This window comes from Glaciecola sp. 1036 (genome assembly GCF_050306235.1).
GTDB lineage: Bacteria > Pseudomonadota > Gammaproteobacteria > Enterobacterales > Alteromonadaceae > Glaciecola.
In genome coordinates, this window is sequence record NZ_JBLWFH010000014.1 from 37,802 (window position 1) to 55,364 (window position 17,563).

Below are 17,563 nucleotides of genomic sequence, written 5' to 3' on the forward strand. Positions count from 1 at the left end.
CCTATGCAAGCAGTCACCTTTAAACGTTGGGAATGGACCCATAAATGGACCAGTTTAATCTGCACAGTGTTTTTGTTAATGCTGTGTATTACTGGCTTGCCGTTAATTTTTCATGATGAAATTGATGCAACTTTAAACCCAGCGGTTTGGGAACCCAAACATCCTGATGGTCCTTATCTTTCTTATGATCAGATTATGACTATTGGCTTAGCTCAAAGACCTAATGAAGTGCCGATTTACATGAGCTTTGATACCGATAGACCTGTGGTCAATATTACCTCAGGGCCAACAGGCGACGCCGACGCTACTGACATGCACTTCGCTTCTTATGATCTCACCAGCGGCGAGTTAGTCCCACCGGCAGATGTGGGGGAATCTGTGATGGAATTTATTCTGCAATTGCATACTGACATGTTTTTAGGTTTGCCTGGTATGTTGTTTTTGGGCTTTATGGGCTTTTTATTTGTGTTGGCGACTGTAAGCGGTGTGGTGGTGTATCGCCAATATATGCGAAATCTAGCGTTTGGAACCGTCCGAAAACAGAAAAATCGACGGCTAAAATGGCTAGATCAGCATAACCTATTAGGCATCACCACCCTTGCATGGGTACTGGTAGTAGGATTAACAGGCGTAATCAATACCTTAGAAAAACCCATTTTGGATACTTGGCGATCGCAGAATTTGCAGCATTTATTGAGCGAGTATCAAACCCAGAATAGCACTATTGCCACCGCAAATGCCTCTATTGATCAAGCCATTCTTGCAGCTAAACAAGCCTTGCCAAATATGCAATTACAGTTTGTAGCCTTTCCTGGCAGCGACTTTTCAACCAACGAACATTATGCGATTTTTATGCATGGGGATTCTCCACTCACCAAGGAACTTATTACGCCATTACTAGTGAAAGCGTCTAATGGAGAAATTGTTGGAGTAAGTGAAATGCCTTGGTACGCAAATGCCTTGTCCCTTTCTCGTCCGTTGCACTTTGGCGATTATGGTGGTTTAGGATTGAAAGTGCTTTGGTTTATTCTCACCTTATTTACGCTTTGGGTACTAGTCACAGGCTTGTATTTATGGTGGAAAAAACGATGAAGGAAAACCTGTGACAACAATATCCAAAGCCAATCGAGCCTTGAGCAAATGGCAAATATTTAAATGGCCCAGCATATTATTTGTGCTGTCCTTTTTTGGGTTAATTTTAGCGTTGTTGGTGGACGGCGCTGCCGACTGGTTTGCAGTGGCAGCGATTGCTGTATCAGTGATAGTGCCTGTGAAGTTTCTGATTCGCCGAGAGAGTTAGGCTCCTCAAATTGTTTTAAGCGTTCTCAATATGCGAAATGGCTTGCTCAACCTGAGTATCACCATTGGTTAACTCTAAAATTTTTCGGCGAATGTGAGGTTTTTCAACAAGTGCGGCCAACACATTAGCAACATTGCCCCGATTTACCTTGCCGTAAGAAATGGCATAGTCGAGTGTAACCTTATTGTCGGCTTCTTCATCTAAAAGGGTACCAGGTCTTAATATTACCCAGTCTAAGGATGTGTTAACTAAAGCTACATCGGCCTGTTTTTTAACTTGCATGTAATACTCGAAACCTTCCCCTAAATCCTGATTTCTGCCAGATTCAGGAAACGCCGATACTAGATAGAATCTTTTGATGCCAAGCTCTTCAGCGAGCTTTGCTAAAATAGCAGGCGTCTTACCGTCAATCTTGCAAGTACGATCTTTACCACTACCTGCAGCCCCCGCGGAAAATACAATAATGTTATGGCCAGCCAACATCTTTTTGTAATCTTGTTCTTCAAGTTCCATCATGTCACCCTGAACTGGCGTTGCACCTTGTTGTGCAAGTTCTTCGGCTTGTTCTGGTTTTCGATGTAAAGCAGTAACCTCATGCCCCTGTCTGATCAATTGAGGCAGAAGCCTGTGACCTACACCACCTGTTGCTCCAATAAAAAATATACGGCTCATAAAATCTCCTTGATTGTTACAATTATTTATAACCTTGGGATTATTACGGCTCATTTCTACCTGCGGTCACAGGTTTAATATTAATAGGCAATAAATTCAGAGTAATTCCTCACAGCTTAGCTAAAGTATTCCATTTAGCGCTTGTGTTCCCCCTGATATTTGGTAATTTAGATTTGTCGTTTTTTTAATCCATTCACACAAAGGACTGTCAGCATGGAGAAGATCTCTAGCCTGTTTGTGGCAATTTTACTTGTAATTTCATCAACCGCTTTCGCCTCTTTCGAGCAGTTTAGTTCAGATGTTAGAGATTCCTTTGATAAAGATGCATTAGAAGCTGTTGAACTTATTCATAACGCAGAGAACAAAGGTAAATTCCAAAAGGAAATGATGGCAATGGCGGATACTATCTGCGAGTCATCTGCAGACATCATTAAAAATGAAGAAAATTTATTAGCCTTAACCGAACAGCAGCAAAAACAATTCCTTAAGTGCCGAATATATCGATATGCCAGTGGTTCAATATATACTTTTGGCTCAAACAGCGCGAGAAAAGCGGTTGATGTTCAATTACTCAAGCAAATAGTGAGTAAAGAAGTGACCAATACACTTAACAAGCAAGCGCGATTACTTACTCAAAATGCAATGATAGTCGAGCGAGAAAAAGCCCAACAAGAAGCCGCTAATGAAATAAGCCAAATGTCATTTGAAGAATTTCTGTGGTTAAAGGAGAAAGATTTTGTCGAACAAGTGGATTCAAAAACTGCTCAAAAAGGTAGATTCGCTGCTTTTCATAACGCATTTAAAACAAGAGAAAACGAAATAAAGACCCACCTTGAAACCCAAATTGGCTATGAAAAGCTGGGTGAATATCGGGAACAAAAGTGTAGCCAATCTTCTGCTAATCAACACGACAAAATCTGTAATTTCATTAAAAAAATGGATAATGACCACCAATATGCAATGGTCAGCAAAACTGTAAAAGATCTGGATGACAAAGCTTACTTTGAATATTTTACGGAGTGTACTAAAGGCTACAATAATGCGATCAAGTGTCTTTTTTACGGTCACAACAAATCAGGTACCAAAATAAGAGCTAAGAAATTGCAACAACAATTAATTGACAACACAACTTCACTGGCTGAACTAGAGCAAATTGAATCTCAATATTGTGGTGAAAATAGAGATTTATGTGATATTTATAGAAAAGCAAAGCGTGTAATCAAAATGAAAGAAAAAGGGAGATAGGATTTGAGCGCGCTGAATTGTGCCATGCACAAGAATGACAAAATTGTTAGCTTTTTGGAAATAGGTCACTGTGAGTAGAGAATCAATAGAAGTTTTTAGAGCACTAAAAGAAGAAAATATGAAATACTGGATCGCAATTTTAGTCTCACCAATAATGGGGCTTTTTGCTATAGGAGTGACGTTGGCAAGTACGCTCGGTTTGATTTTGGGGTTCTTCTATTTAGCAATATTTGTCCAATCAATACGTGGCGTAATGTACACTGCCCGAATGAAAAAAAAGCTCCAGCAAAATCCATCTAAGTTTAAAAGAAGCGATGTTCGGAAAGGCCCGGTTATTATGGGTATTCCCGGAATCTATTGGTTTGTTAGCCTTACCCGTTAATAATCTTCTTAATGACGACCCTATTGTTTTGCAAAACCCAAGTCACAATAATGTTGAAGAAGTACACCCTACATTTGGACCTGAGTTTATTGCACAAAAGCAGAGAATACGTGAGATGCTAGTGCGTTTTGTTTCAGAAAATGACCCTATACGGCAGGCTCTTTTGGAGATCTATGTGTCTGTAAGCTTGAACACACCGCATAACGACTTCGACAATCATTAAGAATCTTATCGCGGTCTTAAATTACAGTTGTTTCAGTTTTCGGATGTGTAGGTTCTTTGAGTAATTTCACCTATTTTTTACTTTAATCCCTGCATAATAAGCCGGTATTTATAAATTCAGGAAGTTTTATGTTGTTGTCTACCTTGTTTGTCGTGCAGTTTTTAAGCTCAAATTCGGTTGATATTTCCGAGGTAATTCAAGACACTCAAATCAATATCGAGCGTTTTTACGTTGAACAACGAAGTATTGAAACTATTAATCAAAGTCTCTCCGCACCACAACTTTTGCAACAACTGGATCAAGCTGAAACGCCTGATCAATTGGCAAAAAACTTAACTCAGCATCTACAAAAATTTGATGCCCATTTCACTGTACAATATCAATCCGAATCGACATCTGCCCTTGAGGTAAAAGAAAGCTGGTTTTCCAAGCTTGCACGAAAAAATTATGGCTTTTCCAAGGTAGAGGTTTTAGAAGGAAATGTTGGTTTATTGGTCTTTTGGGGTTTTGCAGACCTCAACCAAGCAGTAAAGGATAAAATATCCGCAGTAATGAGCTTATTATTAGATGTTGATGCGTTGATTATTGATCTGCGCGCCAACGGCGGTGGTAGTGGCGAAACGGTACAGTGGCTAAGTAGTTACTTTGTAGATGGTAAAGTGCACCTGAATAGCTTTTACACCAGATACAATGACTCAGAACAGACGTTTTGGACTCATCCTCAGATCAATTACGACCATCTAGAGCAAATTCCCTTGTACATCTTAACTAGCGATCAAACATTCTCTGCCGCTGAAGAGTTTACTTATAATTTCAAACATCTTGGTCGAGCAGTCATTGTTGGTGAGCCAAGCAAGGGCGGCGCTAACCCTTGGCGTTGGTTTAACCTGACGCAGGGATTTCGCTTAGGCATACCAACCACAAAGGCCATCAATCCGATCACTCAGGGAAATTGGGAAAGCAAGGGCGTTCAACCAAACATTGTTATCAGCGCTGATAATGCCCTAGACTTAGCTTATAAGCACGCCTTAGAAAGCTTACTTGAAAATGCAGACAACGGATACAGACGTCAAGAGATTGAGCAACAATTACAGCGAATGAAAACTAACTCGACAAAAGATTGAGCATTTTGCTGGCTAGTCTTTTGGTAATGCAAATTAACATTGGCCCATTATCGAGCCAATGGTAATGGTTAATAAGGCAAGAAGTTGTAGGCGTATTCCAGTTCGGTGCGAGTGACATTGGCAGAACCAAATTGAATTGCGCGTATGCGGCTTATTAAGCGTTCAACTAACTCTGGCGAACCTAACTCGTCATCAACTAACTCAACTGACGATAAAGTACCGTCAGGCTCAATAATGAGTTTTACTGTTAGCTTACCCTCGATCGTGGGGTCGTTGCGTAGCGCTCGACGATACAGTGAGTAGACTGCGCCTTTGTTGGCATCTAAGGTTTGTCGAATCTGATCAAGATCGCGACTGCCCACTACCTGACTTTGCTCTTCAATACGTTTTGTTGCTAGCGCTGCTTCACCTTCAGAGGCGGCTTGGAATTCAGTATTGCGACGCCCTTCTAATTGACCTGCGGCACCAACATCAGTTGAAAATTCACTGTTCTGCAAGCCGTTACTGGCAGCTAAGTTAGGAGCACCAATAGTGTTACGAGCTGTTTCTTCGGCTTGCCCGCCACCTTGGGTTTGTTGCGTATTGGCCAAGTTCTGCAGTTGTTGGGTATTGCGCATACTAGCTAAGGTGTCTGAAAACGCTAATACACCTTTGGACTTAGCATTGTTTCTTGCTTGCTCAACTTTGTCTTCTTCGGTTATTTCTGGTTCCTCTTCAGGCACAGGAATTGGCGGCTGATCTACCTCTGGCACTGGTTCTTCTATAGGCTCTATTTCAGGCTCAGGCTCTGGTTCTTCGATAATCTCGGGTTCAGGTTCTGGCTCAGGTTCCACTTGTGGCGGTGGCGGCGGTGGTTCTTCCGCTTGAATGATTCGTGCTAATTGCGGTGGTAATTGTTCTTTCTCTTCTCGTGGAATTTCAGGTAACTCCACGTTAATCACGTAATAGGCAAACGCCAAAGTTAAAACTAATAAAACGATGGATATAGCGCCAAACTTTTTGTTTTCTTGATTCGCACTTTTCCAAGGAAGTTGGCTATCAAAGTATACGGAGGTTGTCATTTGCTACCTCCAGAACTCAGCGCAGATCCGGTATCGGTCTTATTTTCTACTGCCAACGCTAAATTGGTATAACCGGTAGAAGCACAAGCCTGCATAATTTGTTTCAGCACTGAATAAGTGACTGAACTATCACCCATGATGGTGATCGACTGTGCTTGCTTTTCTTCGTCTGTTAAATTGGTGCGACGAGAAGTATGATGATCAAGCTCAGCTTTTAAGCTTTCAATTGCAGTTTTATCAGCAAGGCTCAATAATTCTGTTGTTGTGATAGGTTGCCCTTGCAACAATACAGTGTCTTTGGTCACCAAAATCAATAAGGTTTCTTTGGCTGGTGTATCTGCGGTAGAAACAGGCAAGCTAACATCATCATCTGATTGCAACACCTGCACATCTGACGCATTCAGCATCAAAAAGAACACCAGAATAGTGAAGATATCCATCAATGAAACCAAGCTTAATTTTGACTTTGCTTGATTGCGTTTATGGTGTCTTTCCATTCGTTTCGCGCGCATCGACTTTTTCATAGCTTACTCCGATGTGGGCGTGGTGTTTGCGGCTGATACGGGTGCATCAGCCAGTGAAACTTCGGGGAATAACTCAGCATCTACAACTGAATTGATCAATACATCTTCATAAGAACGGGTATGGTCTATCAAGCTAACAATGGTTTGATAATCAGCATCTGGTGGTAATAACAAGGTAATATTCTTTTTATCCACCCCTTTGCTTAACAGGCTTTGTTTCACTTGCTTTAACACTTGCTGCATGGTTTCAAAGTCATAAGTTGTCACTTCCAGACCTTCAACTTCAACTGTGATGTTAGGAATAGATTGCACTAAATAACCTTGAGGAAAAAATACGTCTAACCCATTGGCTGTTACTTCAAGTTCTAACTGCTCTTTTTTGATATCTTCCGCACTGGCCTCGCCACTTAGTCCTGGCAAGGTTAACTCAACCACGGTAATGCGTGAAAACACCATCATCATTAGCAGTACTGGTACCAAAACAATCATGAGATTCATGAAAGAGGTAATGTCCAGTTCGGCTTCCTCTTTGGGTGCGCGTTTTAGTCCTCGAAGTCTCATAGTAATCCTTACTAATCGCTACTGCGGGTTTTCAACTGTATGTTCTGAGCGGCTACTAATGTGTTTAAACACTTAACGCCCGCCATTTCCATGCTATCGATAATTTCGGTTGTTTTGGTTTGTAACAACGCATGAAATCCCAATAAAGGAATCGCCGAAATCAAACCAAAAGCAGTGGTGTTCATTGCAACTGAGATTGAAGACGATAACAGACTGGCTTTTTCTGACGGGTCAGCATTGGCAACCGCTGAGAATGCGGCAATCAAACCAATGATCGTACCTAACAAACCCAACAAGGTCGCAATATTCGCTAATGTCGCCAAGTAAGGCGTACGTTTTTCCAAACGCGGCATTGTTTCCATTAAACCTTCTTCCATCGCGTATTCAATGTCTTCACGGCGAGGAGAGATAGACAAACGCGCAATACCTGCACCAATGACTCGACTGATAGGCGCTTTGCTTTGCTTGGCTAGATTGATGACTTGATCAAATTTTTGCTGGGCTAGCAATGGCTCTAATTCAGAAAATGCTCTGCGATTAGTGGACGTTGCTGATAGTAAAAAGATATATCGCTCTAGGGTAATAGCCAATCCTACGGCCAAAACCAAAGCGATGGGTAGCATAAATGAGCCACCTTCTTGAAAGAATCGCGTGATGGTATCTAAGATATCCATACAAAATTACTCCACATGGTTGAGTTAAGTTAATTCTGTTGTACAGTAAAACATTCATAAGGCTTGTTGTGTATGGCAAGTCCTTTTGAGGTGTTTATTTTAATACTTTACCAGTTATTGCTCTGTTTGTACTTCTTCTACTTTTTCTGTAGATATTTCTTTTATAATCTGCATGTTACGCAAAAATCTACCGCGTTCTATTGGCGTTAGTTTATCTACCACAGGTTGCCATTGAGTAGTTGCATCAATACGTTTATGAGTTGGCAATTGCCAAGGCACTATAGTTAACACTTGCGGTTGCTCTTTGTTGCCCCTGATAGTGTCTTCTAACCGCAAAACCGGGCCACTTGAAGCCGTTGGATTTCCCTGCGGTTGTGGCTCCACACTCAGTGATTCAACTTCTTCTTTTTCAGTTGACTGGACAGTCTGGGCATTTTCCTGTGGATAAGTCAAAAAGCTCATTTGTAAGCAAAGAATGCCAATAAACCAATGTTTGCTATCAAGTTTCATTATTGACTACCTCCCATGCTGTTAAGTTGACGTTCCACATCCACCAGCCATATGTCTACTAGCTTGATCTCTTTATCTAACGCCTTATCTTGTTCAGATTCAGACTGTTGCGCCTTTAGCAGCGCGGCATAGATGCGGTAGTCTTCCAGCGCCGCCGCCTTATTAAGCAAATAAAGATCGTTTAAAATGCCGCGGTTACGATAACTAACGGCATACGCAGGTTGGCTTTTAATTGCATTGGTGTACAAGGTGTGAGCCTGCTCGAAATTACCTTGCTCTCGCAAAATACCCGCTAACCGATTGGCCGCTTTCGCATTATGCCTATTTAAGGTTAATGCTTGTTGTAGGCTTGCGATGGCCTCATCCGTTTGCCCCAACGCTAAGTAGAGATCAGCTTTTAACACGTAACTAGGGCTGTTGAGTTGCCCTAAACGACTCGCCTGATCAAACTTAGTCAATCCAATTTCATATCTTTCATCAGCCAATGCCTGTATAGCTTCTACCATCAGCGTTTTAACTGGCGCTGTCAGTATCTGTTTATTATTCAGATACATATCTGGCGTGATTTTCAAACGATGAACTAAGGCTTCTTCCGGTGTCATCTCAATTGTCGCCGATGTCGCCGGATCTAGTTCCCCAGCTAAAGGCGCTTGCACATTAGGCTCAGTTTCAGTTGCTGTTTCTTTTACCACTTGCGCTGGCTTGTTTTGCTCTGGCGCGGGTGGCGGTGGCGCCATGCTATTAAACAAACAGCCACTTAACCCGACTGTCAGACTTAGCACTAGCAGAACACGATTAAAGTTCATTTGCAGTTACCTCTTCTGTCACTTCGGGTTTGTTATACCTAGCAGGTAAAAAACCACTCAAAGCTTTAAAGCTTTGTTTAATAAAGTCGTCGTAAATACCGTTTTGAATACGCGCAATATTCTTCTCGTGAATTTGAATTGCGGTTTCCTCAAAGGGGAAGGCTTGTTCTTCTAATAAGTACTCGTATTGTTCAGATTCTAACGCCGATAGCCCATCTGGACGTTCCGAATCCATCAAATCATTTGCCAATGTGGAATATAGAGTAGCCAAGCGATAGTTGGCCTCAGTCGTATATTGCGCCACGGCAAAGGACATTACACGATCATAACCATCAATGGCATTTTGCAGCGCTTTTTGTTTGGCATGTAAACTTCTATCCAATGGTATGGTGAGTTTTGTACGCTCGAAAACAATCTCTGCATCTTGAGCAAATACCATAGCTGACATTGCCGCCAAATAGCGAGAACGTGGTGTCCCTACTGCGCTAGGATCTGATGATGACAACTTTAATTGCGCCTGCATCATCTTGTTCAGCCAATAACGTCTATTGGCATCTTCATTTGTTTCTAGATAGTACTCACTTAGGTTAAACCTTGCTTCATTGGCCATGCCCATAGGTTCAGGAAAAGCGTGGGCATAACGTCTAAAGCTATCCAGCGCCATTTCTCTATTATTGGCCTTTTCAAAATATTCCGCAGCGTTAAACAGGGATAACCGCCCCTGTTCTGATTTCTTATCTGCGTAAAAACGTCCAAGCAAAATACGAGCAGCAGATTCCCAATCCTGCACCTGCTCATAGGCAAACAGCAGTTGGGGTTCAATGTTTGCACTTAGCTCATGTTTTGGATATTGCGCTTCAAAAGCTTTCCACTTATTGATCGCTTGATGCCAATTCCCCAATAATGCGTTGTAAGTTGCATCATCATATTGAGCCACAATAGAAACTTCCGCATTCGGCGTCTTTTTAACCAAACGTTGCAAATGACCGACCGCAATTTCTAACGCCTGACGCTGAGGATCACTAAGGGTAAAACTGGTCAAATCTAAGGTTGCCAAAAAGGCCGGGGTTAAATTCGCACTCAGTAACGCACTTTCACCTTGTTTATAAATAGATGCGGCCAAGGTTTCGGTTAACTCAGGTACTCTTTCGTCTTGTGCTGGCAGACGCGTCAGAATGCGTTCGTAAAATACTTCTGCTTGGGCATATTGATTCAATGCATAATGGCTGTGGGCCATTACTAAAATAGAAGAGTTCGTTTGCTGAGTTGAAAATTGGTGCAGCTCTACAGCCTCTTCTAATGTCCATTGGGCCCAATGCATAGCCGCTAGATAATGTTTTTGTTTAAACAAATCTTGCATTAGGTTCAGTGCAATGGCTGGTGATCGTCGGTCAGCGGCAAAAGATTCTACAAAGCGTTTTTGGCTTAACTGTTCAATTGAATATACCGGATCGCCGCTCAAGGTATCGGGTAAGGCGTCTTCTGGCATTTGCTGATACGCGAGAATAGCAGCATAGGCCGCCTCAACCGCCATTGGGTTTATCTGGTCTTGATATGCATAGGTTTCAAATGCTCGAATGGCTTCTTGATAACGTTTAGCACTTAGTAAAGCTTCAGCCATGTAGAATCGTAACTCCGCTACCTTAGCAAGCAATTCCAAGTCGTTTTCATAGGTAAACACATAATTTTGATAATACTCGATGGCATTATTTAGTGCTTCATCGCGTAATGCTAACAAGGCATCATTGTCAACCGATCGCCACTGGGACAACTGCGCTTCAGACGCTTGTTGACTGGTGAAGGCTTGAGCGAAATCATTGTTATTTTGGCCCTGTTGACGTTGGGCAATCAGCTTTTCAATGCCTTGGGCTATGCTGTGTTCGGTTTGCGCCAACTCAGGCAAGTATTGTTGCAAATATGGCGATGCCTGTTGACCTAACGGGGTATTTAAACTGTTTACAACACCATTACCTAGTGCATATTGAGTAACAAAATCGCGTTTTGCTGTGAGGACTTTTTCAGGGAATCCGCCAAGGATATAAGCGTCTATATGGCGAACAAAAAACTCTACTGAACGATCATGAAATGGATATTCTTGAGCAAAAGCTAACAACACAGCTGCGCTATCTTGATATCTGTCGTCATCCAAATGTTGTTGTGCTAATTCTTCGTATACCAAATGCTCGTAAGGCTGTTGGCCCTGAGTGCGATAAAAGCTTTGAATGGCTTGATCATTTCCACGATAAGAAAAGGTTAATGCCATTATGCGCAAGCTGTCCTTAACTAAACGTAGGTTTCCTTTGGTGAGCGCTAGATTATCCAGAGTCGTAGAATCAATATCTGGCAGATTCGGTAAGCTATGCGCCAGCATTTTATTAAACCCGATTAATGCATTGTCGTAATCGTCGAGTTTGAAATAACTCCACCCCAGCATATAGGCAGAAATACTGTAAAAGTTACTCTTACTTGATGCTGGTGAGTTTTCTAAAACTTGGCTGTAGTAATTGATTGCTTGAGAAAAATCCTGCTGGGCAAAATAATGTTCACCAATGCGAAAATACAATTCAACATGCTTTTCAGATATTGCAAAACTGGTCGTGGAGAAGGTGGCTAAAAACTCTTTGGCAACGTCCACACTTTGCTCTCGTTGCCCTGCTAAATCCATGGCTCGGGAAAGCTGATACATGGCATCCATAAGTTTGATATTAGTGCGCTGTTGTTCGTCGGTTAAATTCTCTCCAGGAACAGGTTCGCTAACCTCATTCTGATTCAGCACTTTGAGATAACCTGCAATGGCATCATCGAAATAACTTTGTTGTTCAGAATCACCTTTTTCCAGCGCTTGTTCAGCCAACAACATGCGAATATCTGCTAAGCGAAAAGCTACTTGACGTTTTTGTTCCGGATCACGCATTAATGGCAACAAAGCTTCATACTCGTCGCGTTTTTGCTCCAAAGATAACGGCGGAATCTCGCGCTTAGTAGGCGTAATTGTTACCTCCTCCATATTGCGCGCTGGCACTAAATTTAAACTGGAAAGTGGTGGCCTTTCGCTTCGACCTGCCGTTAAACGTTCGCGCTCAGCTCGTTGTATTTCACTGAGCACTTCATTTGTCGGGTCTTGCTCGTCTTCTTGCCAAAAGGTAAGACTACAACCGGTAATTGTGATGACAACTGGGATAATTAGTAGATAACGCAATTTCATTATGGGTTATCTCCAGCACGACTATTTCCCATAACAGGCTGGTTGCCACGCATATCTTGTAAACGAATTCTGGCTAATCTGGTATTTACGTATTGCTGTTCAAGTTGCGCAACTCGCTCGTCGACCAAGCCATGTAAAAATTGCTTTAAACGTGCATCCGCGGTTTCAAATACCCGCTGAGCACTGACTTTTTGCTGTTCGATTTGTCCGCTAATACGGTTGATACGTTGATACTCTTTGGCAAAATTAGAGGTGTCTTGTTGCGCAATTACCACAGAGTCATAAGCTTTTTGTGCCTGCTCGTAAGCAATTTTCATATTGTCTAATAAACGCTTATGCTGCCAACGGTTAGCTATGTAATCATATTCCATTTGCCAACGTAAAATACCCTCTAGACGGGCCAGCCTTTCAGCATAACTTGGCTTAAGAGGACGCCCTCTGGGTGGATCCTTTAACAAGCGCTGATGTCGTTGTTCAGCTTGCGCTAGCCTAGAATGATGATTTTGTATGTCAGGCGATAACATAGAAATCATCAATTCCATGCGCTGAGCTTCGTTGCTCGGCGACAACCTGGTTTCCAGGATTTGAATTTGCTTTGCCGCTTGGCTTAGCGCTATTTTTTTCTCTTCTAGGGACAATGAATCGCCTCGTTGTTTAAAAGCTAATTCACGTTCTTGTAAAAGATTATTTAGGATGTCTAGATGTGCTTGTTTTTCTGCCAATATCTGTAAAATTTCTACTGATTGTTGGCGCACTCCGAGCAAATACTTAGCATCAAAGTCACCTTGAGTATCTGAACTACTCAAAAACAGACGCTTTACATCCAATAAATTATCCGGCCATTGGGTTTGGTAGGTATCAAGGAAAGTCGCTTGATCTATGGATTGTTTGAACTGACCTAATGCATCTAAACTTTCGGAAATCTGGTTAATGGTATCTTCTAGTGCATAGTAGGCATCAGCAAATAATCCTTGCTGTTGATATGCGTAAGCCAAGCCATAACTCGCCTGTAGACCAAATAAACCGGTTTCGTTTTGACGTAAATGACGCCATGTCGTGATTGCTGGCGACCACCGATTTTGTTGAGCTAAGGTCCAGCCCAAGGTCAAGATAGCTTGTTGGCTTTCACCACCTTCGTGGGATACTTGATTAATTACTGCCAGCGCATTCTCATCATCTTGTTGCTGTAACAGGGTATAGGTCAAATTCAAATTAAGATGATCAAACAATGCACTTTGTTCTTCGCGTAAGGCTTGTTTTTCTTGATCTTCTAACCGACGCTCGGCGACCTGATTGGGATCAGAAGAAAACCAGCGCCAAGGCGAAATAATGTCTAGCAAATCTCTGGATAATTCGCTGGCCATGGCCAAAACACCACTTTGTGCTCTTTGATGGGTAATCAAGGCTTGTTTGGCTAGAATGAAACCCTCTCTCGCTTGTTCGTATTCAGCATTGTTGAATGCTTTTGTGGCGTCATTAGCCAGTAAATACGCTGGAAAGATGGTGCTTTTATGGATGTTATTTAACAGGCTCTGCCAGTCATCCCCTGATTGCATTCTGTTGTGAGCCGCTAAGTAAGATAGCTCCTGCCATTGGTCAAATTCCAAGTATTCTTCCAGTTCACCTTGCGTGATAGCTTGATAGGCTTGTTCGCTTAGAAACTGCTGTTTGTTGTCGAAACCGGCTTTTGCTAACCAATACCAGGTGTTTGCTTGCACATAATCTGAGGTGGCTTTGCTTAGCAAGTCTAGAAATATTTGTTGAGCGTCGTTATACAGGCCAAGGTTCAATTGCGAGGCGCCGCGCATTAGTGCCAAGCGATCTTTATCGTCCTGACTTAAGGCTTGAAAACTATGAGATGCATAAGCTTTGTCAATTAATCCAAGGGTTGTGACAAAATCATTTTGAAAATAGGTGTATAGAACATGATAGAAATCTGCTTGCTGTTTTTCTGCCGAAACGAGTTTAGTATTTGCCAACGCCACAGCACCCAAGGTACTTAAAAGTACGCTTAGTGTTATAACAACTAATAATGACCGGCGTAGGCAATTGGGCAGTTTCATATATCTCTTTTATAGGGTTTTCGCAGTAAACACTGGTTGTTGTTTACTTGTGGAATCCACAATATTCAATTCGACAGCAACTGGGTCTTCTCCTTTTTCAAAGGATAAACTTACTGCTCTTTTGTACTCTCGATTTTCAGGACCTATGCCGACAAAATAAGCGGTTAATTGATGTTCGCCTTGAGAAAGATTTCCCACATATAAACGTTGTACACCGCCTCTGTAGAGAGCACTGACTTGTCTTTCTGTGTATAAATAATTTGTTGCGACTTCGCCATCCACTCTGAGTTCTACCGCGTCTAGCGCAAAATACTCACCAATATCCATGGCCAGATAAACCGCTACTTGGGTCGAAGAAGGAAACAATAAATCTTCTTCTAAAATGAACAGATCACGGTTTAAATTGACCATTGCCTGGCGTAAGGTTTCGATTTCTTGGGCTAGAGCCGAATCATCTTCTTCTGGTGTTTGAGCATCGACAAAGAAGGTGATGGCAAACAGTGCCAAGGCGAGGAAGAAAAAGGGATTAAGTTTGGATAAATAGCGCATAATTAATACCACACAGAGGCATAGATTTTGAAAACATTCGCCGAAAAACCGAATAAGGGTTCTTCGCCCACGGGCGCATCAGTAACAGTGACATCACGAAAATCATCGTAATCAAAGCGCATATAATCATACTCAAAATGCACACTGCTCTTTTTAAATGTCGCGGTCTCAGAAAACTTCCACTCATAAGATAAGTGTAATCCTGCAGTAAACCCTGAATAGGTGCTCATTTCTTTGTCTCGCGCCATAAAGTTGAATTCGTTCTCGCGACTAAATAAATCGCTATAAAAATCTGCCGCTTCTTGGCTGTAGTGCCGCACAAATACGTCAATAATGAAATCATCGATGGGGTGTATGTAGCCCAGTTTGTAATTGGTGGCGTCTATACCCCAAGAGTCTTGGTAAATTCTAGCGTCCGCATAAAGTGCAGCGCGATAAGGAAGATAATAATTGGCGTTAATTGAGTATGCGTTGGACGAGCGGGTATTAGGGTAAGATTCTCGGGTAAATCTAAATCCTCTTTCACTATTAGGGTCGACAAAACGAATGCTTCTATAAGGGTTGTTTAGATATCCTTCATCCGATACATGCTCAGATGCAAATCCCATGATCAAACTCTTGGTAAGAATTTGAGTAAAGCTGAAACCGAATTTTTGTCGATCAGCCTCTTCTAAAAAGTTCTCATCCCCTCTAACACCGACTTCATCCCATCCTTTGGACCAGGAAAGGGCAACTGTACTTAAGTCGCCAAAGAAGCTTTGGTTGATACCAACGTATACCGAATTGGCTTCAAAATCATTTTCACTACTGTTGGTGTAACTGACACTAAGCAAGGTTTTTTCATGTAAAAAGTCACCGCCAACTGTGGCTTCTTTACGTTGTTCTTCATAGGGTGAAGCTGTGGCTCTTACATCAATAGATGCGCCACTCACCGTGTCTACGTAATAGTTAGCGCTTATAGATACGTGATTCCCAATTTGTTTGCGCAGCAGTACTGAAGGACCATCGATGCTAACGCCATCACCTTCGTATCTGTGGTACATGACATCAGAACGATCTTGCGGTAATACCGAAGCATTTACCAAGTTTGAAAAGGTGAATAGTCCCCCGAGGAGCAGACTCCAAAGACATAGGGTAGTAATTGTGGATTTCAGATTATTCAACATGGTCTATCGCTTTAGTCTTCTTAGTTACATCCGCAACCGCCACCAGCTGTGCCATCAGCACCTCTGGCTCCCTCTCTTGATTCTAAAACGTGCTTGGCGTATGCCAAGGCAATGGGGTTTCTTCCCACTGCCATGATAGGGTCTGCCAAATTACTGCGCTCGTAGGGTTTGACCCAAGGCTCAAGTTTAAAATTGTTCACACTATCGCCCAATTCAGAAAAGGTAGAACTACAACCCCCTAGTCCCAATATGCAGCCTAATAAAATACATTTACTGCCTATTGTTTTGCTGAGTTTCGTGGTTCTCATAGCTCAATATCCTTATTCGCGAAGTAGCATTTTTAATGCTTTTTCGTATTTCTTTTCGTCACCCGTTCTATAACCCATGTGCAATAATCTTTGGTTTCCATCTCGGTCAATCATAACCGTTGTTGGCATTGCACTAACATCATACAACTGGCTTACTTGACCTTCTGAATCGTATAAAACAGGGAAGGTGACCTCTATATCATTTAACAACACGTCAGCTTTTGATGATTCGTCATCTACGTTAACTGCCAAGATCTCAAAACCTAAATCTTGATATTCTTGATACATGGCTTCCATTTTTGGTAATTCTTCACGACATGGACCACACCAACTGGCCCAAAAGTTAACTAATACGATATTGCCTCTTTGCTCAGATAAGCGAATATTGCCACTTTCTTTGCTCTTGAGCGTAAAGTCTGGCGCTTGGGCATCTGCATACACAAAGCTGGCAAACAAACTAAAAATTAAAGCAAGCAAACTGTTTAATAGCGTTTTCATTGGCGACCTCTTCTAGAAGAAAAACGAAACTGACATTGTGAACGTTAAGTTGTGAACGCTCTTTTCTTCGCCAATAATATCGCTATTAAATACATGATCACGTACATCAAATCGTACCGATAGATAATCTGTAACAAGTAAACGATACCCAGCACCTGCCGAAATGGTAAATCTTTCGTCATCAGCAAATTCTGTATTGCCTGCACCTAGGGTGAAAAAGAAGTCCGAATTGAAGACCCAGTTCTCACTAAAAAACACCTCACCATTTAGGTTGTAACCCATTGATAAATCGTAATAAACATAATCACGTTGGTCGTCAGTAAGAAAGGGGGCTCCACCTGACAACACTTCAAAACTGGTCTCTCCAGCAGTAGCTTGACCATAGCTAGCTTCGACAAAAAAGTTTTCATTAATATGGTATGCCAAGCGTGCACCGAGAAGCACATCAGAACCAAAATCTTCAATATTAATAACGCCAGCGAAAATGCCTATCTCTACGTTTTCGGAGTCAATGTCGAATTCGTCAATGCTTCTACGTTCAACACCAGGATCAATTTCTGGTAACTCATTTTGTTGGGCATAAGTGACACCTGAAATGCTCAACAACACAAATACACTGGCGAACAAAATAGAAAATCGGTTTTGTGGTTGGATAGGATAAAAATTGCTGAAAAATAAACTCATTGCAGTAC

General features: G+C 42.0%; 20 protein-coding genes. 6 read left to right on the top strand and 14 right to left on the bottom strand.

Annotation, left to right across the window (positions count from 1 at the left end; all coding sequences use genetic code 11):
• The first annotated feature begins 3 nt into the window (after positions 1-3).
• Both ACNKW3_RS16635 and ACNKW3_RS16640 read left to right on the top strand, forming a co-directional pair.
• On the top strand, positions 4-1,092 hold the full coding sequence (locus ACNKW3_RS16635; RefSeq protein ID WP_427400454.1) for a PepSY-associated TM helix domain-containing protein: 1,089 nt from the start codon (positions 4-6) through the stop codon (positions 1,090-1,092).
• 10 nt (positions 1,093-1,102) lie between these two features.
• Complete coding sequence (locus ACNKW3_RS16640) at positions 1,103-1,300, top strand: hypothetical protein (RefSeq protein ID WP_427400455.1); 198 nt, start codon at positions 1,103-1,105, stop codon at positions 1,298-1,300.
• A 15-nt stretch (positions 1,301-1,315) separates the two neighbouring features.
• Here ACNKW3_RS16640 and ACNKW3_RS16645 read toward each other — a convergent pair whose 3' ends face one another.
• Positions 1,316-1,972, bottom strand: coding sequence for an NAD(P)H-binding protein (locus tag ACNKW3_RS16645; protein WP_427400456.1), 657 nt, complete (start codon positions 1,970-1,972; stop codon positions 1,316-1,318).
• A 213-nt stretch (positions 1,973-2,185) separates the two neighbouring features.
• Between ACNKW3_RS16645 and ACNKW3_RS16650 the strand changes: the two genes are divergently transcribed.
• The 4 genes from ACNKW3_RS16650 to ACNKW3_RS16665 all read left to right on the top strand — a co-directional run bounded on the left by ACNKW3_RS16650 (position 2,186) and on the right by ACNKW3_RS16665 (position 4,946).
• Positions 2,186-3,217, top strand: a complete 1,032-nt coding sequence (locus tag ACNKW3_RS16650; protein WP_427400457.1) for a hypothetical protein — start codon at positions 2,186-2,188, stop codon at positions 3,215-3,217.
• 70 nt (positions 3,218-3,287) lie between these two features.
• Positions 3,288-3,599: a hypothetical protein gene (locus ACNKW3_RS16655; protein ID WP_427400458.1), complete on the top strand. Its 312-nt coding sequence runs from the start codon at positions 3,288-3,290 to the stop codon at positions 3,597-3,599.
• On the top strand, positions 3,580-3,822 hold the full coding sequence (locus ACNKW3_RS16660; RefSeq protein ID WP_427400459.1) for a hypothetical protein: 243 nt from the start codon (positions 3,580-3,582) through the stop codon (positions 3,820-3,822). Before ACNKW3_RS16655 ends, ACNKW3_RS16660 begins: the two co-directional genes overlap by 20 nt.
• A 128-nt stretch (positions 3,823-3,950) precedes the next feature.
• Positions 3,951-4,946 carry a S41 family peptidase gene (locus tag ACNKW3_RS16665; RefSeq protein WP_427400460.1) on the top strand — a complete coding sequence of 332 codons (996 nt, stop codon included), beginning with the start codon at positions 3,951-3,953 and terminating at the stop codon, positions 4,944-4,946.
• Between the two features lie 68 nt (positions 4,947-5,014).
• Here ACNKW3_RS16665 and ACNKW3_RS16670 read toward each other — a convergent pair whose 3' ends face one another.
• The 13 genes from ACNKW3_RS16670 to ACNKW3_RS16730 form a co-directional block, all read right to left on the bottom strand.
• On the bottom strand, positions 5,015-6,007 hold the full coding sequence (locus ACNKW3_RS16670; protein WP_427400461.1) for an AgmX/PglI C-terminal domain-containing protein: 993 nt from the start codon (positions 6,005-6,007) through the stop codon (positions 5,015-5,017).
• Positions 6,004-6,531, bottom strand: a complete 528-nt coding sequence (locus tag ACNKW3_RS16675) for an ExbD/TolR family protein (protein ID WP_427400462.1) — start codon at positions 6,529-6,531, stop codon at positions 6,004-6,006. The genes ACNKW3_RS16670 and ACNKW3_RS16675 overlap by 4 nt, the downstream gene beginning before the upstream one ends.
• Before the next feature lie 3 nt (positions 6,532-6,534).
• Positions 6,535-7,092: an ExbD/TolR family protein gene (locus ACNKW3_RS16680; RefSeq protein ID WP_427400463.1), complete on the bottom strand. Its 558-nt coding sequence runs from the start codon at positions 7,090-7,092 to the stop codon at positions 6,535-6,537.
• An 11-nt stretch (positions 7,093-7,103) separates the two neighbouring features.
• Positions 7,104-7,766 (bottom strand): MotA/TolQ/ExbB proton channel family protein, encoded by a 663-nt coding sequence (locus ACNKW3_RS16685; RefSeq protein ID WP_427400464.1) that lies wholly within the window; start codon positions 7,764-7,766, stop codon positions 7,104-7,106.
• A gap of 114 nt (positions 7,767-7,880) precedes the next feature.
• A complete protein-coding gene (locus ACNKW3_RS16690; protein WP_427400465.1) occupies positions 7,881-8,276 on the bottom strand; it encodes a hypothetical protein in 396 nt (131 codons plus the stop codon).
• Complete coding sequence (locus ACNKW3_RS16695; protein ID WP_427400466.1) at positions 8,276-9,082, bottom strand: tetratricopeptide repeat protein; 807 nt, start codon at positions 9,080-9,082, stop codon at positions 8,276-8,278. Before ACNKW3_RS16695 ends, ACNKW3_RS16690 begins: the two co-directional genes overlap by 1 nt.
• Positions 9,072-12,287: a tetratricopeptide repeat protein gene (locus tag ACNKW3_RS16700; protein WP_427400467.1), complete on the bottom strand. Its 3,216-nt coding sequence runs from the start codon at positions 12,285-12,287 to the stop codon at positions 9,072-9,074. Before ACNKW3_RS16700 ends, ACNKW3_RS16695 begins: the two co-directional genes overlap by 11 nt.
• Positions 12,287-14,350 (bottom strand): hypothetical protein, encoded by a 2,064-nt coding sequence (locus tag ACNKW3_RS16705; RefSeq protein ID WP_427400468.1) that lies wholly within the window; start codon positions 14,348-14,350, stop codon positions 12,287-12,289. The genes ACNKW3_RS16700 and ACNKW3_RS16705 overlap by 1 nt, the downstream gene beginning before the upstream one ends.
• A gap of 9 nt (positions 14,351-14,359) precedes the next feature.
• Positions 14,360-14,899 carry a hypothetical protein gene (locus ACNKW3_RS16710; protein ID WP_427400469.1) on the bottom strand — a complete coding sequence of 180 codons (540 nt, stop codon included), beginning with the start codon at positions 14,897-14,899 and terminating at the stop codon, positions 14,360-14,362.
• Between the two features lie 2 nt (positions 14,900-14,901).
• A complete protein-coding gene (locus ACNKW3_RS16715) occupies positions 14,902-16,065 on the bottom strand; it encodes a DUF3570 domain-containing protein (protein ID WP_427400470.1) in 1,164 nt (387 codons plus the stop codon).
• Between the two features lie 20 nt (positions 16,066-16,085).
• Positions 16,086-16,373, bottom strand: a complete 288-nt coding sequence (locus ACNKW3_RS16720) for a DUF4266 domain-containing protein (protein WP_427400471.1) — start codon at positions 16,371-16,373, stop codon at positions 16,086-16,088.
• A 12-nt stretch (positions 16,374-16,385) separates the two neighbouring features.
• A complete protein-coding gene (locus ACNKW3_RS16725) occupies positions 16,386-16,871 on the bottom strand; it encodes a TlpA disulfide reductase family protein (protein WP_427400472.1) in 486 nt (161 codons plus the stop codon).
• 12 nt (positions 16,872-16,883) lie between these two features.
• Positions 16,884-17,555, bottom strand: coding sequence for an outer membrane beta-barrel domain-containing protein (locus tag ACNKW3_RS16730; protein ID WP_427400473.1), 672 nt, complete (start codon positions 17,553-17,555; stop codon positions 16,884-16,886).
• Positions 17,556-17,563: the final 8 nt, after the last annotated feature.